Origin of the sequence: Mycobacterium sp. E3298 (assembly GCF_001666895.1) — a bacterium.
Classification (GTDB): Bacteria; Actinomycetota; Actinomycetes; order Mycobacteriales; family Mycobacteriaceae; genus Mycobacterium.
This window is the reverse complement of sequence record NZ_LZJB01000157.1, coordinates 1-22,951: the sequence shown is the minus strand read 5'-3', so window position 1 is coordinate 22,951 and position 22,951 is coordinate 1. Positions and strand designations below refer to the sequence as shown.

General features: G+C 68.7%; 26 protein-coding genes. 16 read left to right on the top strand and 10 right to left on the bottom strand.

Features of this window, described 5'->3' with window-relative positions:
* The coding region (locus tag A9X05_RS07470; protein WP_156675697.1) for an AAA family ATPase at positions 1–1,437 on the bottom strand (1,437 nt) is incomplete at its 3' end.
* A 244-nt stretch (positions 1,438–1,681) separates the two neighbouring features.
* Here A9X05_RS07470 and A9X05_RS07465 point away from each other — a divergent pair.
* The 11 genes from A9X05_RS07465 to A9X05_RS07415 all read left to right on the top strand — a co-directional run bounded on the left by A9X05_RS07465 (position 1,682) and on the right by A9X05_RS07415 (position 11,758).
* Positions 1,682–2,344: a TetR/AcrR family transcriptional regulator gene (locus tag A9X05_RS07465; protein ID WP_231968980.1), complete on the top strand. Its 663-nt coding sequence runs from the start codon at positions 1,682–1,684 to the stop codon at positions 2,342–2,344.
* 243 nt (positions 2,345–2,587) lie between these two features.
* Positions 2,588–3,880 carry an MCE family protein gene (locus A9X05_RS07460; protein WP_067780359.1) on the top strand — a complete coding sequence of 431 codons (1,293 nt, stop codon included), beginning with the start codon at positions 2,588–2,590 and terminating at the stop codon, positions 3,878–3,880.
* 56 nt (positions 3,881–3,936) lie between these two features.
* Positions 3,937–5,115 (top strand): cation:proton antiporter, encoded by a 1,179-nt coding sequence (locus A9X05_RS07455; RefSeq protein WP_067780356.1) that lies wholly within the window; start codon positions 3,937–3,939, stop codon positions 5,113–5,115.
* Positions 5,116–5,203: 88 nt separating this feature from the next.
* Positions 5,204–5,470, top strand: coding sequence for a hypothetical protein (locus tag A9X05_RS07450; protein WP_067780353.1), 267 nt, complete (start codon positions 5,204–5,206; stop codon positions 5,468–5,470).
* Between the two features lie 109 nt (positions 5,471–5,579).
* The gene (locus A9X05_RS07445; RefSeq protein WP_067747926.1) at positions 5,580–6,578 is read left to right on the top strand and encodes a nitroreductase family protein; all 999 of its coding nucleotides are present in this window, start codon (positions 5,580–5,582) and stop codon (positions 6,576–6,578) included.
* Positions 6,579–6,610: 32 nt separating this feature from the next.
* Positions 6,611–7,171, top strand: coding sequence for a hypothetical protein (locus A9X05_RS07440; RefSeq protein ID WP_067780350.1), 561 nt, complete (start codon positions 6,611–6,613; stop codon positions 7,169–7,171).
* Between the two features lie 59 nt (positions 7,172–7,230).
* The gene (locus A9X05_RS07435; RefSeq protein WP_067747922.1) at positions 7,231–8,355 is read left to right on the top strand and encodes a 4Fe-4S dicluster domain-containing protein; all 1,125 of its coding nucleotides are present in this window, start codon (positions 7,231–7,233) and stop codon (positions 8,353–8,355) included.
* Positions 8,348–9,202, top strand: a complete 855-nt coding sequence (locus A9X05_RS07430) for an FAD/NAD(P)-binding protein (protein WP_067747920.1) — start codon at positions 8,348–8,350, stop codon at positions 9,200–9,202. Before A9X05_RS07435 ends, A9X05_RS07430 begins: the two co-directional genes overlap by 8 nt.
* The gene (locus A9X05_RS07425; protein WP_067780347.1) at positions 9,202–9,960 is read left to right on the top strand and encodes an oxidoreductase; all 759 of its coding nucleotides are present in this window, start codon (positions 9,202–9,204) and stop codon (positions 9,958–9,960) included. The genes A9X05_RS07430 and A9X05_RS07425 overlap by 1 nt, the downstream gene beginning before the upstream one ends.
* Complete coding sequence (locus A9X05_RS07420; RefSeq protein WP_067780345.1) at positions 9,957–11,249, top strand: Ni/Fe hydrogenase subunit alpha; 1,293 nt, start codon at positions 9,957–9,959, stop codon at positions 11,247–11,249. Before A9X05_RS07425 ends, A9X05_RS07420 begins: the two co-directional genes overlap by 4 nt.
* Positions 11,246–11,758, top strand: a complete 513-nt coding sequence (locus A9X05_RS07415) for a hydrogenase maturation protease (protein WP_067747915.1) — start codon at positions 11,246–11,248, stop codon at positions 11,756–11,758. Before A9X05_RS07420 ends, A9X05_RS07415 begins: the two co-directional genes overlap by 4 nt.
* On the opposite strand, the gene A9X05_RS07410 is transcribed toward A9X05_RS07415, so the two are convergent.
* From A9X05_RS07410 to A9X05_RS32505, 3 genes are read right to left on the bottom strand one after another with little or no spacing between them, the layout of a single operon-like run.
* Entirely contained in the window at positions 11,709–12,113 is a 405-nt protein-coding gene (locus A9X05_RS07410; protein ID WP_067780366.1) for a DUF302 domain-containing protein, read from the bottom strand. The genes A9X05_RS07415 and A9X05_RS07410 overlap by 50 nt on opposite strands.
* A gap of 11 nt (positions 12,114–12,124) precedes the next feature.
* Positions 12,125–13,501, bottom strand: coding sequence for a trypsin-like peptidase domain-containing protein (locus A9X05_RS07405; protein ID WP_231968978.1), 1,377 nt, complete (start codon positions 13,499–13,501; stop codon positions 12,125–12,127).
* Complete coding sequence (locus tag A9X05_RS32505; RefSeq protein WP_255369121.1) at positions 13,498–13,626, bottom strand: hypothetical protein; 129 nt, start codon at positions 13,624–13,626, stop codon at positions 13,498–13,500. The genes A9X05_RS07405 and A9X05_RS32505 overlap by 4 nt, the downstream gene beginning before the upstream one ends.
* Positions 13,627–13,880: 254 nt before the next feature.
* Between A9X05_RS32505 and A9X05_RS07400 the strand changes: the two genes are divergently transcribed.
* The 5 genes from A9X05_RS07400 (at position 13,881) to A9X05_RS07380 (ending at position 18,197) form a co-directional block, all read left to right on the top strand.
* Positions 13,881–14,366 carry a flavodoxin family protein gene (locus tag A9X05_RS07400; RefSeq protein WP_067780364.1) on the top strand — a complete coding sequence of 162 codons (486 nt, stop codon included), beginning with the start codon at positions 13,881–13,883 and terminating at the stop codon, positions 14,364–14,366.
* A gap of 64 nt (positions 14,367–14,430) precedes the next feature.
* Complete coding sequence (locus A9X05_RS07395; protein WP_067780339.1) at positions 14,431–15,231, top strand: HPF/RaiA family ribosome-associated protein; 801 nt, start codon at positions 14,431–14,433, stop codon at positions 15,229–15,231.
* Between the two features lie 96 nt (positions 15,232–15,327).
* Entirely contained in the window at positions 15,328–15,969 is a 642-nt protein-coding gene (locus A9X05_RS07390) for a hypothetical protein (RefSeq protein ID WP_067780336.1), read from the top strand.
* Between the two features lie 30 nt (positions 15,970–15,999).
* Complete coding sequence (locus A9X05_RS07385; RefSeq protein ID WP_067780333.1) at positions 16,000–16,782, top strand: universal stress protein; 783 nt, start codon at positions 16,000–16,002, stop codon at positions 16,780–16,782.
* Between the two features lie 8 nt (positions 16,783–16,790).
* Entirely contained in the window at positions 16,791–18,197 is a 1,407-nt protein-coding gene (locus A9X05_RS07380; protein WP_231968976.1) for a bifunctional lysylphosphatidylglycerol flippase/synthetase MprF, read from the top strand.
* A gap of 7 nt (positions 18,198–18,204) precedes the next feature.
* Here the strand turns inward: A9X05_RS07380 and A9X05_RS07375 are convergent, their stop codons facing one another.
* The 6 genes from A9X05_RS07375 to A9X05_RS07350 form a co-directional block, all read right to left on the bottom strand.
* Positions 18,205–18,618, bottom strand: coding sequence for a pyridoxamine 5'-phosphate oxidase family protein (locus tag A9X05_RS07375; RefSeq protein ID WP_067780327.1), 414 nt, complete (start codon positions 18,616–18,618; stop codon positions 18,205–18,207).
* Between the two features lie 102 nt (positions 18,619–18,720).
* The gene (locus tag A9X05_RS07370) at positions 18,721–19,698 is read right to left on the bottom strand and encodes an NAD(P)H nitroreductase (RefSeq protein ID WP_156669867.1); all 978 of its coding nucleotides are present in this window, start codon (positions 19,696–19,698) and stop codon (positions 18,721–18,723) included.
* 58 nt (positions 19,699–19,756) lie between these two features.
* Positions 19,757–20,008, bottom strand: a complete 252-nt coding sequence (locus A9X05_RS07365; protein WP_067747903.1) for an acyl carrier protein — start codon at positions 20,006–20,008, stop codon at positions 19,757–19,759.
* 6 nt (positions 20,009–20,014) lie between these two features.
* Complete coding sequence (locus A9X05_RS07360) at positions 20,015–21,223, bottom strand: dihydrolipoamide acetyltransferase family protein (protein WP_067780324.1); 1,209 nt, start codon at positions 21,221–21,223, stop codon at positions 20,015–20,017.
* Positions 21,220–22,197, bottom strand: a complete 978-nt coding sequence (locus A9X05_RS07355; RefSeq protein WP_067780321.1) for an alpha-ketoacid dehydrogenase subunit beta — start codon at positions 22,195–22,197, stop codon at positions 21,220–21,222. Before A9X05_RS07355 ends, A9X05_RS07360 begins: the two co-directional genes overlap by 4 nt.
* The coding region (locus tag A9X05_RS07350) for a thiamine pyrophosphate-dependent enzyme (RefSeq protein ID WP_067780318.1) at positions 22,194–22,951 on the bottom strand (758 nt) is incomplete at its 5' end. The genes A9X05_RS07355 and A9X05_RS07350, both read right to left, overlap by 4 nt.

Below are 22,951 nucleotides of genomic sequence, written 5' to 3'. Positions count from 1 at the left end.
GGCGCGGTCGATGCGATCGCCGTAGACGTCCGTGCAGGCCTGCACCACGTCGGCCTCGCCGAGGACGCCTGCGCCGAAACCGTCGGTGGCCGAGGGCGCCGCGGCGCGAACGTGGTCGAGGGCGACCTGCACCTCCGGGGCCTGGTGCAGCAGGCAATGGGCCCACGCGATGGCGATCTGCAGGTTCGGCCGACTGGCCAGCAACGTCTTGGGCAGCTTGTTGACCAGCCCGAGCAGCGTCGCCATCCGGCTGTGTTCCACCAGGGGCATTGCGTGGCGTTCCACCAGATCCACCGCCCCCTCGGCATCGCCCGCGGCGATTGCGTGCGTCACCGCCTCGCCGAGCAGCCCGTGGTCGGCAAACCAGGTCGATGCGGTGCGGTGCAAGTCGGCCACCCGCTCTGGATAGTCACGTTCCAGCCGTCGGCGCAGGTGATCGGCGAACAGGTGGTGATACCGAAACCACTCGCGGTCGTCGTCGAGTGGCCGCAGGAACATGTTGCGGTGCTCGAGTTCTTCGAGGATCGTCTGCCCGCGCGGCTGACCGCTGAGGGCGGAAGTGAGCTCTCCGCAGAGGCGATCGCATATGGAGGTGGCCAGCAGGACGTCGAGCAAGTCGGGCGGCAAGGCGTTGAGGACGTTTTGGGCCAGATAGTCGCCGATGGAGCGGTGACGACCGGAGAAGGCGCTGACCAGCTCCGACGGATCTTCGCAGCCGCGCAACGACAGCGTGGCCAGCTGCAGGGCGGCGATCCAGCCGTCGGTGCTCGCCCATAGGCGGCGCACGTCGTCGTCGTTGAGCGCCAAGGCATTCAGGCCGAAGAAGGCGGCGGACTCTTCGGGGTCGAAGCGCAGATGCGCGGTGTCGACTTCGGTGACCTGGTTGCGCACTTTCAGCTTCGCGATAGCCGGCGTCTGGGTTCGGCTCGTGATGACCAGGTGCAAATTGCCCGGCCCGGTGTCGAAGAGGAAGTCCAATGCCGCGGCGGTGTCGGCACTGTCGATGAGATGCCAGTCGTCCAACACGATCACCAGCGGCCGGCGGCGTTCGGCGATCCGGTTGACGAGTTCGGCCAGCACGTAGCGCCGAGCGTGGCCCGTGTGCTGTTCGAGCAGATCGCTGAGATTGGCGGCCATCGACGGCTCGACCCGTCGTACCGCCTCGATGAGGTGCGCCAGGAAGGACACCACGTCGTTGTCGTCGCGGTCCAGGCTGAGCCACGCCACCGGGACGCCCTCGGCGAGGAGCACCCGCTGCCACTGCACGGCCAGGGTTGTCTTCCCGAAGCCGGCCGGGGCGTGGATCAACGCCAACCGCTTCGCGCGGCCGGACCGCAGCAATTCGATGAGCCGCGCGCGGGGAACCAGGCCGTCGTCATAGGTCGGGGCTTGCACCCTGGTCGCCACGACCTGCGTCGGTTGCGCTCCCGTCTGCATCCCAATCGCCTCGCCTCGAGCCTGGGCATTCCGTGGCGCTTAGTGTACTGAGGCGCTCCGCGCTGCCGTCTGCGAAGAATCCCGCCACCCGTTCGGGTAGCGAAGCGAGAAGTACGGGTGGGCGCGACGCACAGCCCGGCTTTCAGCGGTTACCGTTTAATCGAGCTGCTTATCTGCGCAGGGGAGGCGATTTGTCGGCATTGCAGCCGCTTGTGGCGTTGCCCGGCCACACACACCAGCCGTGGTGAGCCCCTCCGCCGATGCGACTCGGCGGCAGATCATTCGGGCCGCCTCGCAGCAGTTTGCCCGGCGGCCATACCACGAGGTTGGTCTCGACGACATTCTCGCCGAGGCCGGGCTGACCAAAGGCGCCCTGTATTTCCACTTCACCTCCAAGCATGCGCTGGCGCTCGCGATGATCGACGAGCAAACGGCCGCGGTGCCTCTCGCCCTGCATGGCCTGCAGACCCGAGGGCTTTCAGGCTTGGAGACCCTCATCGACTTTTCGTTTCTGGTGGCCGTCCAGGACCTCAAGTCGGACCTGTTCAGGGCGGCGTTGAACCTGGTCGAAACGGTGGGGCAATCCGAAGCACGCCATCAGAATCTGTTCGGCCAATGGATCAAAGCGCTGGCGGCGATCGTTGAGCAGGCCATCGCCGAGGGTGACATCGATGACGACTGCGCCCCCGAGGACCTGGCCCGGATGATGCTGTCCGCGCACATGGGGCTGCGAAAAACGAGCAGTCTCGATGAACCCGAACGTTTCTTACACGACCTGCAGAAGTGCTGGACCCTCCTCCTGAACGGAATTCTGCAGCCCGATCGCAACGAGTACTTCGCCCAATTCCTCCGGCGGCGCACCGCGCTCGCCGTCCAGCAGACCCCGACGCCTGACAAGGCCGGTTAGGCGATCGGGTCAGCGCCGCGACGGCCGATTGGATTGCTGTAGCGCCTTTTCCGCGCTTGGCTGCCGCCGCCGGGTCCGACCGCCATTCTGCGAACGCCGGTTCGCATATCGCGGGACGCCACGGTACATTTTGTGGGCTTCGTTATTGCATGTGTGTGCAGGCCCCTGACAGGGGGAAGGATCGCCGCGGCACCGGGACGCTCGGCGCAGACGTAAGGGGCATTGGTGGCGACGTCTTCCCCGGTGCAGATCAATTCCCAGCGCCTACCGCCGTACCGGTGGATCGCGGTCGGCGTGCTGGTGATCCTGGCCATCGTTTTCACCCTGGTGTATGTCCAGTTCCGCGGCGGCTTCACCGCGAAGACGAAGCTGACGATGCTGGCGTCGCGGGCCGGGCTGGTGATGGATCCCGGCTCGAAGGTCACCTACAACGGGGTCGAGATCGGCCGCGTCGGCAACATCTCCGAGACCGTTCGGGACGGCAAGCCGGCCGCCAAGTTCACGCTCGAGGTGTATCCGCGCTATTTGTCGCTCATCCCGGCCAATGTGAACGCCGACATCAAGGCGACCACGGTGTTCGGCGGCAAATACGTGTCGTTGACCGCACCGGAAAACCCGTCGCCGCAACGGATCAACCCGCGCACGGTGATCGACGCGCGGTCGGTGACCACCGAGATCAACACGCTGTTCCAGACGATCGTGTCGATCAACGAGAAGGTCGATCCGGTCAAACTCAACCTGACGCTGAGCGCGGCCGCCCAGGCGCTGACCGGCCTCGGCGACAAATTCGGCCAGTCGGTGGTCAACGCCAACGCGGTCCTCGACGACGTCAATCCGCAGATGCCGCAGGCGCGGCGCGACATCCAGCTGCTGGCCGGGCTGGGCGACACCTACGCCGACGCGGCACCCGATCTGTTCGATTTCCTGAACAACGCGGTGATCACCTCGCGGACCATCAATCAACAGCAGAAGGACTTGGATCAGGCGTTGCTGTCGGCGGCCGGGTTCGGCAACACCGGCGCCGACATCTTCAACAAGGGCGGCCCGTACCTCGCCCGCGGCGCGCAGGACCTGGTGCCGACCGCGCAGCTGCTGGACACCTACAGCCCGGCGATCTACTGCACGCTGCGCAACTACCACGACGTCGTGCCCCTCACCGGTGCGTCCGAGGGCGGATTCAACGGCTACTCGCTGAACATGAACACCGAGGCGCTGTCCGGGCTCGGGCTGCTGGCCAACCCCGTGTCGGCGGTGGCCACGATCGCCAGCCTGGTCGGCGGCCTCGCCGGTGTCGTCGGCGGCGCGCCGAACCCGTACACCTACCCCGAGAACCTGCCGCGGGTGAACGCGCGCGGCGGCCCGGGCGGCGCCCCGGGGTGCTGGCAGCCCATCACCCGTCACCTGTGGCCTGCACCGGAATTGGTGATGGACACCGGGAACAGCATCGCGCCGTACAACCATCTCGACACCGGCTCGCCGTACGCGATCGAGTACGTCTGGGGGCGCCAAGTGGGGGACAACACGATCAATCCCTAGGACTGCGGCGCGAAGAATGCAGAATAACTTCGTGCTGGCGGGCAGGGACTGTTGACGTGGCCGGGTTTGGCTTCCACACCCTGGCGCTGCTGACCGCCATCGGACTGGCCGGCCCGCTGCTGGCCGCGCTGCCGCGCCTGCGGATCCCGGTGATCATCGGTGAGCTGATCGCGGGCCTGGTCGTCGGGCGAACCGGCCTCGGCCTCGTCGACGTCACCAACCCGACGTTCCAGTTGCTCGCCAACATCGGCTTCGCACTGGTCATGTTCGTCGTCGGCACGCACGTCCCGGTGCGCGCCGGCGCGCTGCGCTCGTCGCTGCCCCGGGCGCTGGGGCGCGCGGGACTGGCCGGCGCCGTCGCGGCGGCGCTGGGTGTCGGCCTGGCGGCGGCCTTCGGAACCGGGCACGCGGCGATGTACGCGGTCCTGATGGCCTCGTCGTCGGCGGCCCTGGCGCTGCCGGTGATCGACTCGCTGAAACTGCAAGGGCCGCAGGTGATCGCCGTGACCGCCCAGATCGCGGTCGCGGACGCCGCGTGTATCGTGCTGCTGCCGTTGGTGATTGACCTGCGGCACGCGCCGACGGCCGCGCTGGGCGCGCTGGCGGTGGCGGGCTGCGCGGTGGTGTTGTACGTGGTGCTGCGGCGATCCGACGGCTGGCGCCACCGCCTGCACGCCTACTCCGAGAAGCGCCGGTTCGCGCTGGAGCTGCGGACCAACCTCATCGTGCTCTTCGCCCTGGCGGCGCTCGCCGTGAGCGCGCGCGTGTCCGTCATGCTGGCGGGCTTCGCGGTGGGCCTGGTGGTCGGCATGGTCGGCGAACCGCGACGGTTGGCGCGTCAGCTCTTCGGCATCACCGAGGGTTTCTTCAGCCCGCTGTTCTTCGTCTGGCTGGGCGCTTCGCTGCAGGTGCGCGAGCTGGGTTCGCACCCGAAACTCATCCTGCTCGGCGCGGGGCTGGGCCTCGGCGCCGTGCTCGCGCACTGCGCAGGCAGGCTGCTCGGCCAACCGCTGACCCTGGCGGTGCTGTCGGCCGCACAGCTCGGGGTGCCGGTGGCCGCGGCGACCATCGGCACCGAGGAACACCTCCTGGTCGCGGGCGAAGCGTCGGCGCTGATGTTCGGCGCGCTGTTGACGATCGCCGCCACCTCGATCGCGGGCGCGTTCGCGGCGCGCGGCGCGGTGACCAACGGCCCTACCCCCGCGGGACCTCCGCATCCTCGAAAGCACGACTGAAGCACTTGCGGCCCGGTTGCGTTCGGCCCTGACGAAGCGCACCGGGGAAGTGGTCGGATGTATTCCAAGCTCGATCGAGGAGGGCGTGATGAGGTTCGCAAGACAACGGCACCAGCTGCGGGCCGTACCGACGGCGACGATCTACCGCGTCACCGATCGTCTCCACGGCGACCGCACCGTCCGGGTCCCGGGCCACGAGATCGCACCCATCGTGGCGGCGTGGCTGGCGGAGCTGGGCGCCCACAGCCCCCTGGTCGACGAGCTGGCGAGGGCAGCCTGCGTCGGCGACTGGTCGGCGGCCTATGCCATCGGCGATCAGCTGTCGATCGATGTGGCCATCGCACCGGCCGCCTAGCTGCGCGATTGGCCCAAAGTCCCTCCGCTTAGAGCCGTCGTGCCCTCGTGGGACGAGCGGCGATCCGCAATCGTAAATAGGAAGACGCAATACCGAAGGGGAACGACCCATGAACACCCGCTTTCCGGATGCCGGCACGGTCCGGACGGTCCTGAGTTTGGCCTCTCGGGCGCCCTCGGTGCACAACTCCCAGCCCTGGCGGTGGCGGGTCGACGCGGCGAGCCTGCATCTGTACTCCGATGACAGCCGGCAGCTGCCCAACATCGACCCGGACGGCCGGGACCTGATGCTGAGTTGCGGTGCGGCGCTGCATCACTGCGTCGTCGCGCTGGCGGCCGTCGGCTGGCTCTCCAAGGTGACCCGGTTCCCGAATCCCGCCGACCCCAGCCACCTTGCCGCGATTGAACTTTCGCCGCACCGGGCCGACTCCGTGGACATCGCGATGGCCGCTGCCATCCCGCGGCGCCGGACCGACCGGCGCAACTACAGCTCGTGGCCGGTGCCGGTGGGCGACGTCGCGCTGATGGCGGCCCGGGCGGCGCGCAGCGGGGTGACGCTGTGCCAGGTCGAAGACCTCGACAACCTGCGCAACATCGTCGCCCAATCCGTCCAGGAGCACCTGAACCAGGACTATCTGGCCGAGCTGACGGCGTGGAGTGGCCGCTACGCGTCGGTCGCAGGCGTTCCCGCCCGCAACACGCCCGCGCCGGATTCGACCGCCAAGATTCCCGGTCGCTTCTTCGCCGGCCCCGTGCTGCCGATGGCGCCCGACTCCTCACCGGCCGACGACAACGCCGTGGTCCTGGCGCTGGGCACCCGCAACGACGACCGCCTGGCGCAGCTGCGCGCCGGTGAGGCGACCAGCGTCGTGCTGCTCACCGCGACGTCACTGGGCCTGGTCAGTTGCCCGGTCACCGAACCGTTGGAGTCACCCGGAACACGCGCGGCGGTTCAATCCGACATCTTCGGCGACAGCAACTACCCCCAGATGCTGCTACGGGTGGGGTGGGCGCCGATCAACGCGGACCCGTTGCCCGCCACGCCGCGGCGCGAACTGGGAGACTTCGTCGAGTGGATGGCCGATCACGAACACCGGGTCGCCCTCTGAACCGGCGAAATCGTTGCGGCGCAGAGGACACCATGGACACGTTCACCTTCAACCCACGCCGCTGGCGGGTGGCACGCGTTTTCGGCCGCAACCCCTTGCTCCGCCGCTCGGATCGCATCGAAGCGTTGGTCGTCCTGGTCGCGCTGGCCGTGTCCCTGATCGCCGTTCCCGTCGCCGGCGTGGCGGGCGCGGTGACCTACGGCGCGCGGGACCGGGTGTACATCCAGGAGGCGCACGACCGGCACCGCGTGCGGGCAACGGTCACCGACGCCCTGGTCGAGGAGCTGGGCGTGACTGTCGTGCAAGCGAAGTGGGCCGGGCCAAAGGGGGACCGCGTCGGACCGCTGGCGGTCAGCGAGCAGGCCAAGGTCGACGGAACCGTCGAAATCTGGGTGGACGCGGACGGCAACCCGGTGATGCCTCCCACCCCCACCTGGCTGGCCGTGGCCGAGGCGGTCGGCGTCGCGGGGGTGACGGCGCTGGCGGTGGCCGTTGCGATGGCGGTGCTTGTCGCCGTCGTCCGCGCCCGGCTGGATCGTGCCCGTGACGCAATGTGGGAACGCGACATCGAGTTCCTCGCCGAGGCCTCGTAACCGGTGCGTCCGTTGTCCAACCCCTATACAGCACAGCCGAACTGGAAGATGATGAGCCGATGATCGGATACGGCGAGGATTCCGGTGCCGCGTCATTCGGCACCGCCGGGTTGCACCGCCTCGTCGAGGTCCTGATCGAGCGCGGATACCGCGTGATCGGTCCGACGTTGCGGGACAACGCGATCGTCCTCGATCAATTGGAGTCCGCCGCGGACCTACCGCGAGGGTGGGGCGTGGAGGTGGCACCCGGGCACTACCGGGTGCGCCGCCGCGACGATGACGCCGCGTTCGGGCACTCGTCCGGGCCGCAGTCGTGGAAGCAGTTTCTGCACCCGGCACGGCGCCGGTTGTGGGCCGGCTCCCGGGACGGTTTCAGCGACGGCGAAGCGGAAGAGGAGATTCCGCGCTACGCGTTCCTGGGCGTGCGCGGGTGTGACCTGGCGGCGATCGCGACGCTCGATCGGGTGCTCGGCCGCGGGCAGCTTCCCGACAGCTCCTTCGTGCGCCGGCATCGGCAGATCTTCGTGATCGCGGTCAACTGCACCGAGCCCGGGGGGCTGTGCTTTTGCGCCTCGATGGGTACCGGGCCCGCGGCCGGTCCGGGCTACGACCTGGCGCTCACCGAGCGGCTCGACGGTGACGACGTGACCTACGTGGTCGAGGTGGGCACCCCGGATGGCGCCGACGTCCTCGCGGCCGTCCCGCATCGGACCGCCGAAGACGCGGAGATCGGTTCCGCGCGTGACGCGGTGGAGGCCGCCTCCCATCGCATGGGCCGCCAGATGCCCGAGGTGAATCTTCGCGATTTGCTGGTCCGTTCGCGCGAATCGCCGCAATGGGACGAGGTCGCCAGCCGCTGCCTGACGTGTGGCAACTGCACGATGGTGTGTCCCACCTGCTTCTGTACCAGCACCGAAGACGTCAGCGATCTGACCGGTGAGCACGCGGAGCGCTGGCTGCACTGGGCCTCGTGCTTCGAGCCCGATTTCACCTACATCCACGGGGGCGGCAGCGTCCGCCAGTCCGGCGCCTCGCGGTACCGACATTGGCTGACCCACAAACTCGGCACCTGGCACGACCAGTTCGACATGTCCGGGTGCGTCGGCTGCGGGCGGTGCATCGCCTGGTGTCCCACCGGCATCGACATCACCGAGGAGATGAACAAGATGGCCCGCGATGACTGACGCGGCGGCGGTCGCCGCGCCCCCGTCGGTGATGGCGCCCAACCCGTATCGGGTGCGCAGCCGCGTCGTGGAAAGCCCGGACTCGGCCACCCTGTGCCTGGAACCGCTCGGCGAGGTGTTGCGCGCACCGCAGCCCGGAGAGTTCATGATGCTCTACGCGTTCGGCGTCGGCGAGGCCGCGATTTCGATCAGCGGTGATCCCACCGTCACCGACGGCTCGATCACGCACACGATCCGCGCGGTCGGCGCGGTCAGTCGCGCCCTGCACGACGCGCAGCCGGGAACCGTGATCGGTGTCCGGGGCCCGTTCGGCACCACCTGGGGGCTCGAGGAGGCCGTCGGCCGCGATCTGGTCATGGTCGCCGGCGGCGTCGGCCTGTGCCCCTTGCGTCCGGCGATACTCGGGGCGCTGGCCGAGCGGTCGCGCTACGGCAAGGTGACGCTCGTCGTGGGCGCCCGGTCGCAGGCCGACTTCGTCTTCGCCGCTCAGCTCGAAAAGTGGGCGCAGGATCCGAAAATCGAACTGCATTTGATCGTCGACGCCAAGACGCCGGGCTGGGACGGTGAGGTCGGCCTGGTCACCGAGCCACTCGGCCGACTCGTCCTGGACCCCGGTCGGACGACCGCCTTCCTGTGCGGACCCGAGCCGATGCTGCGGTTCGGCGCCGAGGCCCTGCTCGCGAAAGGCGTTGCGGCCGAGAATATTCGAGTATCCCTGGAGCGAAACATGCAGTGCGGTGCGGGATTGTGCGGTCACTGTCAGCTGGGGCCGCTGCTGCTGTGCCGCGACGGCCCGGTAGTCGGCTACGACGTCGCCGGGCCGCTGCTGCGGGTGAAGGAGCTGTGATGAGCCGACCCACCCTGGCCGTGTGGAAGTTCGCCTCCTGCGACGGATGTCAGCTGACCCTGCTGGACTGCGAGGACGAACTGCTCACCCTCGCCGACCAGGTGCAGATCGCCAACTTCGCCGAGGCCTCCAGCGCGACGGTCGACGGCCCCTACGACGTGTCTTTGGTCGAGGGCTCGATCACCACCCGGCACGACTTGCAGCGCATCCAGGAGATCCGGGAGCAATCGAAGGTGCTGGTCACCATCGGGGCGTGCGCGACGGCCGGGGGAGTGCAGGCGCTGCGCAACTTCGCCGACATCACCGAGTTCACCTCCGTCGTCTATGCCAGGCCGGAATACATCGACACGCTGGCGACGTCCACGCCGGCCTCCGCCCATGTCAAGGTCGATTACCAGTTGCCGGGCTGCCCGATCGACCGGGGCCAACTGCTCGACACCCTGGCGGCCCTGCTGATCGGGCGCAAGCCACGGCTGCCGGCCAAGACGGTGTGCACCGAGTGCAAGCTCCGCGGGGTGACGTGTGTGGTTGTCGCCGAGGGGATTCCGTGCCTGGGGCCGGTCACCCACGCCGGCTGTGGGGCGTTGTGCCCGAGTCATCATCGCGGTTGCTACGGCTGCTTCGGGCCGTCCGCGGCGCCGCGGACCGCGACGCTGATCCCGCTGTTGCGCCGCGACGGCATGTCCGAGGGCGGCGTCGACCGGGTGTTCTCGACGTTCAACGTCGCCACCTTCGCGGCCGAACGGAGCAAGCCGTGAACCCGTCCGAACGCACGCTCAGCGTCGGCGCGTTGACCCGCGTGGAAGGCGAAGGCGCGCTGCACGTCACGCTGCGAGACGGTGCGCTGCACAGCGTGCAGCTCAACATCTACGAGCCGCCGCGGTTCTTCGAGGCGTTCCTGCGCGGACGCGCCCACACCGAGCCGCCCGACCTGACGGCCCGGGTCTGCGGCATCTGCCCGGTCGCCTATCAGGTCAGCTCCTGCAACGCGATCGAGGAGGCCTGCGGCGTGCGGGTGGACGAGCAGCTCGTCGCGTTGCGGCGACTGCTGTACTGCGGCGAGTGGATCAACAGTCACGCGCTGCACATCTACCTGCTGCACGCGCCGGACTTCCTCGGCTACCCCGACATCGTCGGGATGGCCCGCGACCACCGGGAGATCGTCGAGCGGGGGCTCGCGCTGAAGAAGGTGGGCAACCGGCTGATGGAATTCGTCGGGGGCCGGGCGATACACCCGGTGAACGTGCGTCTAGGTGGATTCTACTCCGTGCCAACGCGTTTGGAGTTCCAGCCGATCGAGGAGGAGTTGCGCCGCGCGCTGGACGACGCGGTGGCGACGGTCGAGTGGGTGGCGGGATTCGAGTTCCCCGACCTCGAGCTGGACCACGAGTTCCTGGCGCTCACCGCGCCGGGCGCCTACCCGATCGAGAACGGCGTCATCGCGCGCAGCGCCGGTCCGGCCTTCGACGTGGCCGACTTCACCGACCACATCGTCGAATCGCAGCTGCCGCACTCCACCGCCCTGCACGCGACCCTCGACGGCGGTCGCTACCTGACCGGCCCGCTGGCCCGGTACTCGCTGAACGCGGCGGCGTTGTCGCCGATCGCCGCGCAAGCCGCCGCTCGGGCCGGCTTGTCGGGCGAATGCCGAAACCCGTTCCGCAGCATCGTCGTCCGCGCCGTCGAAGTGGTCTACGCGATCGAGGAGTCGCTGCGCATCATCGCCGAATACCGGCGCCCGGCGCGGCCGTTCGTCGATGTCCCGGCGCGGGCCGGCGTCGGCCACGGGGTCAGCGAGGCGCCGCGCGGCCTGCTGTACCACCGCTACCGGATCGAGGAGGACGGGCTGGTGTCGGCGGCGACGATGATCCCGCCGACGTCGCAGAACCAGGGGGCCATCGAGGCCGACCTGGCCCGCCTGGTCTCGGGCAACCTCGCGCTCGACGATGCCGCATTGACCGAGCTGTGCGAGCAGCTGATCCGCAGCTACGACCCCTGTATCTCGTGCTCGGCGCACTTTTTGAGGCTGACGGTGGAGCGGGGATGACCGCGGATGAGTCAGCGGCCGCCGGCCGGGTCGCCGTCATCGGGCTCGGCAACGGCTACCGGCGCGACGACGGTGTCGGCGTCGCCGCCGCCGACGCGTTGCGCGATCTCGCGTGGCCCAATGTCGTTGTGCGAACCGGTATCGCCGAGCCGATGGGGCTCATCGAGGCGTGGACGGGGGCGGGACTGGCGGTCGTCATCGACGCGGCGATCGCCGAACCGGCGGACCCGGGTCGCATCCACCGCATTGACGTGGACGGCGTGCCCGCCCAGCCCGGGGGTTTGAGCTCGCACCACATCGACATCGGCCGCACCCATGCCCTGGCTCGAGCGCTCGAACGGGTACCCGGCGCGATCGTGGTCTTCGCCGTCGAGGCGGCGGACACCGGCCCGGGGGCCGGGCTGAGCCCTCGCGTCGCCCGCGCGGTGCCGATGCTGGTCGGTATGGTGGCCGCCGAAATCAATCGCTTTCGGTCAGCGACGCGATCGCAGCACGCAGGTTCTCGGTGACCTCGGCGGCGATGGTGACCAGCGCCGGCTCGCCGGTCACCTCGACCAGGAGGCCGGGATCCATCGCCTCGACGATCACGCTGCCCGCGTCACCCGGGTCGGCGCGCACCAACATGTTGCACGGCAGCAGCAGCCCGATCTCCCGATCGACGTTGATCGCCCGGTACGCCAACTCCGGATTGCAGGCGCCCAGGATGAGGTAATCCTCCAGCTCCACGCCGAGCTGCGCCTGCAGCCTTGCTCTGACGTCGATTTCGGTCAGAACGCTGAAACCTTGCTGCGCAAGGGCTTCCCGGGTGCGGGCCACCGCTTCGTCGAACCCGGACGCCAATCTGATGGATAGTCCCGCGTCCACCGCGCCCTCGGTCAAGATATCAGCCCGGTTCCTCGCGTCGCCGCGGGAAGATCGATGTGCTTGCCGCAGTTGGGGCAGAACCGTTCGGTCGGATGATGCTCGGCGCCGCAGTGCGCGCAGAAGTGTGGTTCGTCGTCCTCCTCATGCCGGGGCATCAGGCGCAGCGGCTGCACGTCGGGCGTCGGGGGGCGGCGCCTGCTGCGGCCGAGGATGGCCACCCCGGCGGCGAGGCCGATCACCGACGCGACGCTGATCACGATGTACCACAACAGATTCGCGCCGCTCAGCGACGAGGAGTCGCCGTATTGCTGGCGCAGGTTGACCGCCGTTGTCTTGAGGTCCTCCAGGCCCGGGTAGCCGGGTGACATGGCCAGCGTCTGGTCGAAAGCGGCGATCGCGTCGGTGTAGTGGCCGGCGTAGAAGGCGGTCAGCCCCTTGCGATAGAACTGGTCGGCCGGTCCGAGCGTCGGCTTGACGCCCTTACCGGCCATGATGGCAGCGACACCGTCGGCCGGGCCGATGAAGTTGAACGGCTGCGTTTCGCCGGCGGGTGCGAAGCTGTTCACGCCGATCACCTTGCCGTTCAACCCGATTGTCGGGCCACCGCTCATGCCTTCGGTCATCGCGGCGTCGATCTCGTACGTCGGATTCGTTCCCGAGACGGACTTCTTGCTGACCTTGCCGCTCTTGTAGGTGGGGTCCAGCGAAGCGCCGGTGACGTTCTGCGTGCTCTCGGGGAAGCCGACCGCGAGGACGGGCGTGCCGATGGTCACCTCGGCGTCGGTGGCGAGCTCGGACGACGGAAGGTTTTGCTTGGCCACCTTCAGCAGAGCGGCGTCGCCCTTTCCCAGCGGCCGGAACTCGACGACGTTGGCGACGACCTTGTCCGCGAGTTTGGTTCCCGTACCGGACATCAGCGCGATACCGACATGGGGCCCCTGGCCGACGGCGTCGCCTTCCACCCGCGCGTTCTTCTGCAACCACTCCAATGTGGCCGCGGGGTCGCTCGACTCGGGCGCATTCGGAAACTCGCTTCGATACTCTTCGACGGCCCGCTTGAGTATCAGTTCCGTGGCGCTCGCGGGGTCCACGCAGTGACCTGCCGTCGCCACCCACCCGTCGGGGTTGACGACGAAGGCCGTGCAGTTCCAGGTCGCCAGGAACGGCATGCTGGATCCCCGCCCGAATTGCGACAGGATCTCACCGCTGGGCAACCGGACCAAGCCGTAGCCCTCACCGGCAAGATACATGATGGACGGCCGGATCAGGGCCGCCGCCCGCTCCTCCGGCTTTGCCTGCGGCCGCCCGCTGTCGGCGGCGGCGACGCCAGGCGCACCGGCGAGCAGCAGCAGCGCCGCCGCCAGCACCGCCGTCATTCGTCGGCTCACGGCCGGGCCATCGACGACGGGTGCCTGCGCATCGACTCGAGCAGCTCGGCTTCGTAGCGCCGCGCCGAAACCCACGCCGGGTGCGACTCGAGGATGATTACCTCCGCCCCGACAACGCTTGGCACGGTATTGCGCTTCGTTCTCGGAACTGTCACGGTCACAACACTTATTTGACCGGTTCGCCGGACTTGCCGATAGGGACCGAAGTCCCGACCGCGAGGGACCTCCGTTCTTCCGCCCTGAGCCCGCCCTCCACCAGGGCTGATTCGACGAAAAGTGACCAAGGCCCTCAAGCCGCTGTGCCTTTGCGCCCTTACCGGGTCGACGGTCGCTACGCAGCATGGAATCGTCCAGCCACGTTTGCACGAAGGAGCGGGCCATGAGGTCGCTGATAGTGTGCGCTTCCAGATCCCACGGCAACACCCGGCTGGTGGCCGACCGGATGGCCGAGGTTCTGGGCGCCGAGGTCGTCACCCCCGAGTCGGTCGGACCCGAGATCGTTCGTGACTACGACCTCGTCGGTTTCGGCTCCGGCATCTACTACATGATGGCCGACGCGAGGTTGCGGAGATTGATCAGCCGGCTCCCGGCCACCGACCACCGCACCGCGGCCTTCACGTTCTTCACCAGCGGAGCGCGCGAGATTCCGCTGTTGGGTTACCACAGGCCGATTCGCGACAAGCTCGAGCAAAAGGGCTTCACGGTGGTCGGATCGTTCTCCTGCCGGGGGTTCGACACGGTGGGACCCTTCGGGTTCATCGGCGGCATCAACCGGGGGCGGCCCAACGAACACGACCTCGACCGGGCCGCGGCGTTCGCCACCCGGATGCGCAAACGGGCCGGGGGCTCCCAGGCGGCGTCATGACGACGGCCGATCGGTGACTTTTGGCCCTGTCCCGCAACAGTTTCCGTGACGTAGCACTTAACCTATGAGTCACAAATCCCCAGCGCCACAGGAGATGGACGTCCAGGTCACCGCCCGTGACGAACTCCCCGCGGCGGCCGAATATGCGCGCCGCAAGATCGGTGAGCTGACGCGGTACACGAGCCGGCCGGTCCTGCACGCCCGGGTGCGGCTGACCCGGCACCGCGATCCGGCCGTGCAGCGGCCGGTCGTCGCCCAGGCCAACCTCGATGTCGACGGCCGGCCGGTCCGCGCCCAGGTGCAGGCCGACACGGCGTGGGAAGCCGTCGATCTTCTCGCGGCGCGGCTGCGTCGCCGCCTGCAACGCGCCGCCGACCACTGGGAGGCGCGCCGCGATGAGTTCCCGGCGGGAGCCGACGAATGTCGGTACGAGTCCGAGACGGCCCACCGGCCGAATTACCTTCCCCGCCAGACGAACCACCGACGCGTCATCCGACGCAAGTCGTTCACGTTGGCGCCCTGCACCCTCGACGAGGCCGCCCGCGAACTCGAGCTGCTCGACTACGACTTTCACCTGTTCACGGAGAAGGGCACCGGCACCGCCGGCGTGCTGTACCGCGGCGGGCCCACGGGGTACCGCCTGGCGCTGGCGGCGCCGGGGATGGCCGACCGGGTGAGTCCACACGCGCTGCCCGTCACCATCAGCTCACAACCGCTGCCCTGCCTCACCGAAGAGGGAGCCGAAGACCGGCTGGCCATGCTCGGCCTGCCGTTCCTGTTCTTCATCCACGCCGTCTACGGCTGCGCCAGCGTGCTATACCACCGCTACGACGGGCATTACGGACTGATCACCCCGGCCGGCTAGGGCGGCGCTTCCCGCGGGTGCGCAGGGCATATTGGCGGCCGCACCAAGGACCTAGGACCCTCGCAGGCATCGGGGCGCTCCGCGCACACTGGCGCCATGGCCAACACGAGAAAGCGCTTCGCCCAGACCGCTGCGCTGCTCACCGTGCTGTACTGCGCGCGCAGGTACTACCGCAATTGGGGCGCAACCAAGGCCGAGTCGCAGCTGCGGGTCCCGGGGGACATGTTGGTGGCCGATCCGGCCGTGCAGACGACCGAGGCGGTCGACATCGACGCGACCGCGCCCGTGGTGTGGTCCTGGCTGATGCAAATGGGCCGGGACAGGGCGGCGGGCGGCATCCAGGGGCCGGAAACCGTTGCGGGACAGGCCGATAACGGGAGCCTGCGGGTGGGGGACGTGATCCGCCTGGCTCCCGAGGGCTGGCGGGGGTTGCCGGACGGGGTGACGTTGCGGATCACGGAGATCGCGCCCGAGAAGTATGTCGTGCTCAATGCCATGCGATCCGAACCGCGCTGGACCGCGGTCCTGTCGTTTCACCTGCAACCGCACTGGGAGGACCGGGTCCGGCTTCTCGCGCGCGCCCGAATCGGCTTGCGCTACCCCGGCGAGGTGTTCGTCCTGGAACTGGCCCGGCCGATGATCTCCCTCGGGACGCGTGGCCTGTTGCTCGCCGTCAAGCGCCGCGCCGAGCGCCTCGCCCCCGCCGTGCCGATCCGCTCGTCCATCCAAACGCGCTGACACACTTTCGACAGCGGAAGGGGTCCGACGATGAAACCGATACTGGTGGGAATCGACGGTTCGTCGGCGGCGATCGCGGCCGCGCTGTGGGGCGTCGACGAGGCCATCACCCGCGGCGTTGCACTGCGTCTGGTCTCCGTCATCAAACCGACGCACGAGGCACCGGAAGACTACGAGCGCGACGTAGCGCACGCCGAGAAGTCGCTCGGGCAAGCGCGGTTGGCGGTTGAGGCCACGAAGAAGGCCGTGCCGCTGGAAACCGAGGTGGCGCGGGGCCCCGCGGGTTCGGTGCTGCTGGAGGCGTCGTCGGATGCCGCGCTGATCTGCGTCGGCATCGGGCGCTACGCCCGCTCGATCGTGGGTTCGACGGCGACCGAACTCGCCGAGAAGGCGCAATGCCCGGTGGCGGTCCTGCGGACCGGCTCCGACCGGCCGCCACCGGACATCAATTGGATCGTGGTCCGCATGACGGACACACCCAACAACGACGCCGTCGTGAGTTTCGCTGCGGCGGAGGCGAAACTGCGACGCGCTCCCATGCTCGTCCTCGGTGGCCGCCCCGAGGAACTCACCGAGCACGGCGACGGCGCGTTCGAACGCCGGGTGGCGGACTGGGGGCGGCAATACCCCGAGGTGCGCGTCTACCCGATCACCACGAGGCAGGGCATCGCGGGCTACCTGAGCGCCAACGACGAGCGAGTACAACTCGCCGTGATCGGCGCGGACGAGGCGCGGCAGCTGGCGCAGTTGGTCGGACCCCAAGGACACCCGCTCTTCCGCCACCCCGAATGCTCCGTGCTCGTGGTGCGCTAGAGCGCGCGGTGAAAATCAGTCCCGAGAGCCGCGGCGCCAACACGGCGCGGGGCGGGGAACGGATCTTGGTGGGCGCCGATGCGCCCGCGGCGCGCCGCGTCAGCGTGCTGATGCTGCTGTGCGTCCTGCTCTGGTTCGTGGTGCTGGTCGCCCGCGAATATCTGGGCTATGAACGCGTCGCCCCGGGCCGGTTCGGCTGGTCGATGGCGCTGCTGGGGGCGGCCGCCTTGATCGCGCGCGGCGTCTTTCTCGGCCGTCCGGTGACCACCGCACATGCGGTGTACGCCGCCGCCGCGGTGGCGGCCGGGCTCGGGGCGCATGTCGCGTCCTGGACGGTGCTGGGCAATGTCCTGATCGCCGGCAGCGGGCTCGCGCTGACGCTGCCCACCACGGTGCGGGCGCAGCCGGAGCTGCTGGGCCGGGTGTGGGGTCTGGTCGACGCCACGCGCGGAGATCCGTTGGCGCCGTTCGCGATGCATTCGAGCAAGAGCTATCACTTCAACACCGAGGGCACTGCGGCGATCGCCTACCGAACGCGGCTGGGTTTCGCCGTGGTGAGCGGCGATCCGATCGGTGATGTGACCCGATTCGATGAGCTGGCAGTTGATTTCGTCCGCATGTGCCGCGGCCGGGGCTGGCAGATCATCGTGTTGGCCGCGGGTGAACGCCACCTCGGGCTGTGGCGCAGGGACACGGTCGGCCAGCCGATGCTGTCGGTGCCGATCGGCCGCGATGTCGTCGTCGACATCCGCCACTTCACCCTGAGGGGGCGCCGCTTTCGCAACCTGCGCCAGGCTGTTCAGCGCACCCGCAACTGCGGCGTCACGACCGAGATCGTCGACGAACAGCACCTCAGTGGCACGATGCTGGCCGAGCTGACCGAGGTGTTGTACGCCGCGCACCGGGCCGCGCGCACCGACCGCGGCTTCTGCATGAACCTCGACGGCGCGCTGCAGGGCCGCTTCCCGGGCGTCTCGCTGGCCATCGCGCGGGACAGGGACGGGCGTGCGGTCGCGTTTCACCGATACCTCACCGCCGGCGGGGGTTCCGAGGTCAGCCTGGACGTGCCGTTCCGTCGCCCGGACGCGCCCAACGGCGTCGACGAGCGGCTCAGCGTCGACATGATCGCTCACGCGGAACAATCTGGGGGAGAGCGTCTTTCCCTCGCCTTTGCGGCGTTTCCGGAAATCTTCGAAGCCACGCGGCCGGGCCTGCTGCAGCGGGCCGCGCTGCGGCTGATCCACCTGTTGGACCCGCTGATCCGGCTGGAGTCGTTGTACCGGTACCTGCGCAAGTTCCACGCGCTGTCGAACCGGCGCTACGTGGTGCTGTGCGCCCATCACATTCCGGCGGCGCTGATGGTGCTGCTGTCGCTGGAGTTCGTGCCGCGGCCGCGGCGGATGCGGTCCGGTTAGCCGCGCATCACTCCGCGGCACCGAAACGGAACCGGCGGCCCGTGACGATCTCGGGGACGATCCGCACGAAATGTGACTTCTCCGAGGCCGTCCAGGGCAGTACCTGGGCGCGTTCGGCCTCCTCGATGTCCTCGTTGCTGCGCAGAGAGCGCGCCGTGCCCTTGATGATCACGCTCCACCCCTCGGCGACGTTGTGGTCGTCGACCTCGAACAGCACCCGGTTGTTGATCGCGGTGCTGACCAATTTGGTCCCCTCGGCGGTGCGGAACAGCACCGTGTGGCGCTGGACGGCGAAGTTGACCGGGAAGATCTCGGGCTGACCGCCGACGCTGGTGACCAGGCGGCCCAGCGTCACGCCCGCGATCAGATCCCAGCATTCGTTCACCGGCAGGATGGACACCCCATCGTCGATCAGTGACATCAGTCGTCCCCTTCATCGAAAAGCGCTACACACCCGATGGTATTGCGCGAGCCCGGCGCGGGCGTCGGCCGAAAGTCCCGCGGGCCGGGGACCAATGATCGTTTACCGGATCTGCAGCACATCGTTCAACCGGCGCCGCGGGGTTGCCGGCGGGAGCTGTTCCATCGGCGGCGCGATCCCCACGCGGATCAGCGCCTGTGGCTCGCCGTACCGACCCACCAGGTCGCGCACGATGTCCCGGCTTTCCTCGAGCTCGATCAGATGGGTGAGCGGGCAGGTCGCCATCCCGGCGACCGTGCATTCCAGCAGCACCGTCGACAGCACCTCGCCGCACCGCAACACGTCGGACCTGGTGTCCCCTGGCGTGCACAGCACCAGGATTTTCGCCCAATCGACCTTGACGTCGCCGCGGCGGTCCGCGTGGCTCCTGACCGGAAAGCTGCGGGCCACGTCCACCCGCCAGCTCTCCTTGTCGGAGGCCAGCGCGCTGGGCGGCATCCCCTCGGCCAACACGAACGACGAAGTCCACCAGTCGAGTTCGGCGTGATAGTACGAGTCGTCGCGGCGCAGCTCCTCGGTGAGCTGCGACGCCTGCACCAGCAGGGGGCGCACCTCATCGGCCAACACGTCGAGGCTGACCACCTTGTCGTCGAAGGTCTCCCGCAGGGCGGGTTCGAACAGCTCCCAATAGGTGGGTCTGCCCAGCGGAAGCCGGTCGGTGCGACGCTGCAGGATCGCCTCCGCGCGGCGGTGCTGGGCCTCGGTGACGTGCTCGAGCGGGCTGAACGTGACCGTGGCCAGCTGGTCGGGGTCGTCCGGGTCGGGAAGCCGCTGGACTTTCGGTTCCCAGCCCGCGGCGGTCATGGCGACGCAGAGGTGGTTCAGCACGGCGCCACAACTCAGGATCACTTCCCGGCCCGAATAGTCGGTAGCGGGTATCGCCCTGCGACGGTCGACGAACAGGCGCAGGGCACCGCCCTCGGACACCCAGCGCCAGGGCTGGCTGTTGTGCACCGAGGGGGCGCGGCAGGCGAGCAGCACCGCCTTTTCGAGCACCTCGATCTCGGGCGTCTTGCCCATGATGCGACCCCCTGTCCCTTGCCCGCGAAAGATGATGTCCCCGTTCGCGATTGGCGGCTCACACCGTGGACGCGTTCTTCTCCACGTAGGTCACCACGTCGGACAGGGTGCGCAGCGTCGCATAATCCGACTCGGGGATGTCGACGTGCAGTCGCTTGTGAATCCCGCGCAGGAAGCTCAGCCAGTCCATGGAATCCAGGTCCACCTGGTCGCGCAGCAGCACGTCGTCGGCGATGTCTTCGGGGTCGACCTCCGGGGCGATGCTCGTGAGTACCGACAGCACCACGGTACGAGTGTCTTCATTGGTCATAGCGCCTCACTTCTCTAGGAGGTCGGGCTGCTGGAGCAGCTCGTTGATGGCGGCGAGGAAGAGCGCGCCCCGGTGCCCGTCGCTGGCACGGTGGTCGGCGGCGAGCGTGGCCTGCACGGTGGTGACGACCCGGATTCCACCGTCGATGACGCAGACCCGCTCGGCGGGCTGGCCGAATCCGACGATCGCGACCTGCGGCGGGTAGATGACTCCGAAGACCGCATCGACGCCCTGATCGCCGAGGTTGGTGACGGTGATGGTCGGGTCCGACATCTCCGAACTGCGCAGCGAAAACGACCGCGCCCGCCCGACCAGGTCGGTGAGGTCGTCCATCAGCTCGTCCAGCTTCTTTTCCGGAACGTCGTGAATCGCGGGCGCGACCAGGCCGCCGCCGCGCAGCGATATCCCGACCCCGACGTGAACGCCGTTGGCGGGCTCGAACCCGTCTTCCCGCCAGAATCCGTTGAACTCAGTGAACCGCTGCGCGGCGACGCCGACGGCCTTGAGCAGCAGGACGGCCGGCAGCACTCGTTCGTCGATCGATCGCTGCGCGTTACGCGTCGTCAACCACGACAACGACTTCTCCAGCATGATTTCTTCGGCCAGGTAGTAGTGCGGGATCTCCCGCTTGGACCGGCTCATCGCCGCGGCGATCGACTTGCGCATCTGTGTCGCACGGTCGGCCGCCGTCGGCTTGGTTCCCGGCTGGGCGACGGGCTTGGACGCGGCCGGCTTGGCCGCCGCGGCGTGCTCGACGTCGTTGATGGTGACCGCCCCCTGGGGGCCGGTGCCCGTCACCGCGTCGATGTCAACGGCCAGCGACGTCGCCAACCGCCGCGCGGCGGGCGAGACCCAGCGGCGCCGCCCCGGGGCGGCCGGGGGAGTTCGGGGGGTGGATGGGGCCGTCGGCGGCGCGGTCGCCGGCTTGGCGGCCGCCTTCGGCGCCGGCGTGGCCTCGGGCCGCTTCTCCGCCGTCTCGCCGGCGGCCGTCAGGGTGGCCAAAGTCGTTCCCACCTGGACGGTTTCGCCCACGGGCACGACGAGCTCGTCGACGATGCCCTCCTGCCAGCATTCGACCTCGACCGCGGCCTTGGTGGTCTCGACGATGGCCACGACCTGGCCGCGCGTCACCTTGTCCCCGGGCTTGACCAGCCACTCGTTCAGGGTGCCTTCATCCATGTCGGAGCCGAGCGAGGGCATCTTGAATTCGATCACGGCTGTTCCCCGAACAGGCTCTGCACGGCGGCGACGATCTTGGCGGTCTGCGGCAAAGCGGCCTCTTCGAGGTGCTTGGCGTAGGGAATGGGCACCTCGGCGCTGCACACCCGCGCCACCGGCGCGTCCAGGTCGTAGAAGGCGCCCTCCATCACGCGTGCGGTGACTTCGGCGGCGAGGCTGCCGGTGCGCCAGGCCTCGTCGACCACCACCGCGCGATGCGTCTTGCGGACCGATTCCAGGACCGTGGTCTCGTCGAGGGGGCGCAGCACGCGCAGATCGATGACCTCACAGTCGATTCCGGCCAGGGACAACTCGTTGGCGGCGTCGAGCGTCTTCGGCAGGCAGCCGCCGTAGGTGATCAGCGTGACGTCGGCGCCGGTGCGGCGAACCGCCGCGTGCGAGATGTCGGTCGGGGAGAGGACGTCGACGTCGGTCGAGGTGTTGTAGAGCTGAACGTGCTCGAAGATCACCACCGGGTCGGGGTCCTCCAGCGCGGGCGCCAGCATGCCGTACGCATCCTCGACGGTGGCCGGAGCCAGCACCTTGATGCCCGGAATGTGGGCGTACCACGGCTCGAGACTGTGCGAATGCTGCGCGGCGAGCTGGCGACCGGCGCCCGTCGCCATGCGCACGACGATCGGCACGGAGAACTGCCCGCCGGACATATGACGCAGGGCCGCGGCGGTGTTGACGATCTGGTCGAGCGCCAGCAGGCTGAAGTTCACCGTCATGACTTCGACGATCGGCCGTAACCCGTTGAGGGCCGCGCCGATTCCGATTCCGACGAAGCCCAGCTCCGACAGCGGCGTGTCGCGCACGCGCTCCGGGCCGAATTCTTCCAGCAGGCCCTTGGAGGCGGCGTACGTTCCCCCATAACGCCCCACGTCTTCCCCCATCACCACGACACGCGGGTCATCACGCAGGGCGTCGCGCAGGCCGTCGTGCACGGCGGTTCGATAGCTGGTCTTCATCGCATTGCCTCTTCGGTCAGCACGTCGCGCTCGAGATCCGCCACGTCCTCCCACGTTCCGGCCTCGGCGTAGGCCACCGCGGCCTCGATCTCGGCGACGGCCGCGTCTTCGATCTCACGCACCTCGGCGTCGGAGAGCGTGCCGTCGCCCACGCACTTGTCGGTGAACGCCTGGATCGGGTCGCGCTCGCGCCATCGCTCGACTTCCGCCTTGTCCCGGTACAGTTCCGGGTCGAACATCGAGTGCGCGCGGAACCGGTAGGTGCGGAATTCGATGAAGAACGGGCCACCGGTGTCGCGAACGTGGTCGACGCCCTGCTGCGCGGCGGCATGGCATGCCTCGACGTCCATCCCGTCGACCGCCAGCGTGGGAACCCGGTACGCGGCCGCCTTGACGGTCAGGTCGGTCTGCGACTGGGCGCGGTCCAACGCGGTGCCCATCGCGTAAAGGTTGTTCTCGCAACAGAACAGCACCGGCAGGTTCCACAGCACCGCCATGTTCAGCGACTCGTGGAACGCGCCCTCGGCCACCGCGCCGTCGCCGAAGTAGCAGGCGGTGACCCGCTTCTGCTGCAGCATGGCGTCGGCCAGCGCGATGCCCACCGCGAGCGGCAGGCCGCCGGCGACGATGGCGTTGCCCCCGTAGAACCGCTTGGCCGCGTCGAACAGGTGCATGGAACCGCCGCGGCCCCGCGAGCAGCCCTCCTGCTTGCCGAACATCTCGGCCATGATCGAGGTCATCGGGATGCCACGCA

Bases quoted from the DNA above. Each gene is read 5' to 3' on its own strand.
- A9X05_RS07450 (WP_067780353.1), top strand. From the start codon at position 5,204: ATGAGGTTCGCAAGACAACGGCACCAGCTGCGGGCCGTACCGACGGCG.
- A9X05_RS07445 (WP_067747926.1), top strand. From the start codon at position 5,580: ATGAACACCCGCTTTCCGGATGCCGGCACGGTCCGGACGGTCCTGAGT.
- A9X05_RS07440 (WP_067780350.1), top strand. From the start codon at position 6,611: ATGGACACGTTCACCTTCAACCCACGCCGCTGGCGGGTGGCACGCGTT.
- A9X05_RS07435 (WP_067747922.1), top strand. From the start codon at position 7,231: ATGATCGGATACGGCGAGGATTCCGGTGCCGCGTCATTCGGCACCGCC.
- A9X05_RS07430 (WP_067747920.1), top strand. From the start codon at position 8,348: ATGACTGACGCGGCGGCGGTCGCCGCGCCCCCGTCGGTGATGGCGCCC.
- A9X05_RS07425 (WP_067780347.1), top strand. From the start codon at position 9,202: ATGAGCCGACCCACCCTGGCCGTGTGGAAGTTCGCCTCCTGCGACGGA.
- A9X05_RS07415 (WP_067747915.1), top strand. From the start codon at position 11,246: ATGACCGCGGATGAGTCAGCGGCCGCCGGCCGGGTCGCCGTCATCGGG.
- A9X05_RS07400 (WP_067780364.1), top strand. From the start codon at position 13,881: ATGAGGTCGCTGATAGTGTGCGCTTCCAGATCCCACGGCAACACCCGG.
- A9X05_RS07395 (WP_067780339.1), top strand. From the start codon at position 14,431: ATGAGTCACAAATCCCCAGCGCCACAGGAGATGGACGTCCAGGTCACC.
- A9X05_RS07390 (WP_067780336.1), top strand. From the start codon at position 15,328: ATGGCCAACACGAGAAAGCGCTTCGCCCAGACCGCTGCGCTGCTCACC.
- A9X05_RS07385 (WP_067780333.1), top strand. From the start codon at position 16,000: ATGAAACCGATACTGGTGGGAATCGACGGTTCGTCGGCGGCGATCGCG.
- A9X05_RS07375 (WP_067780327.1), bottom strand. From the start codon at position 18,618: ATGTCACTGATCGACGATGGGGTGTCCATCCTGCCGGTGAACGAATGC.
- A9X05_RS07370 (WP_156669867.1), bottom strand. From the start codon at position 19,698: ATGGGCAAGACGCCCGAGATCGAGGTGCTCGAAAAGGCGGTGCTGCTC.
- A9X05_RS07365 (WP_067747903.1), bottom strand. From the start codon at position 20,008: ATGACCAATGAAGACACTCGTACCGTGGTGCTGTCGGTACTCACGAGC.
- A9X05_RS07355 (WP_067780321.1), bottom strand. From the start codon at position 22,197: ATGAAGACCAGCTATCGAACCGCCGTGCACGACGGCCTGCGCGACGCC.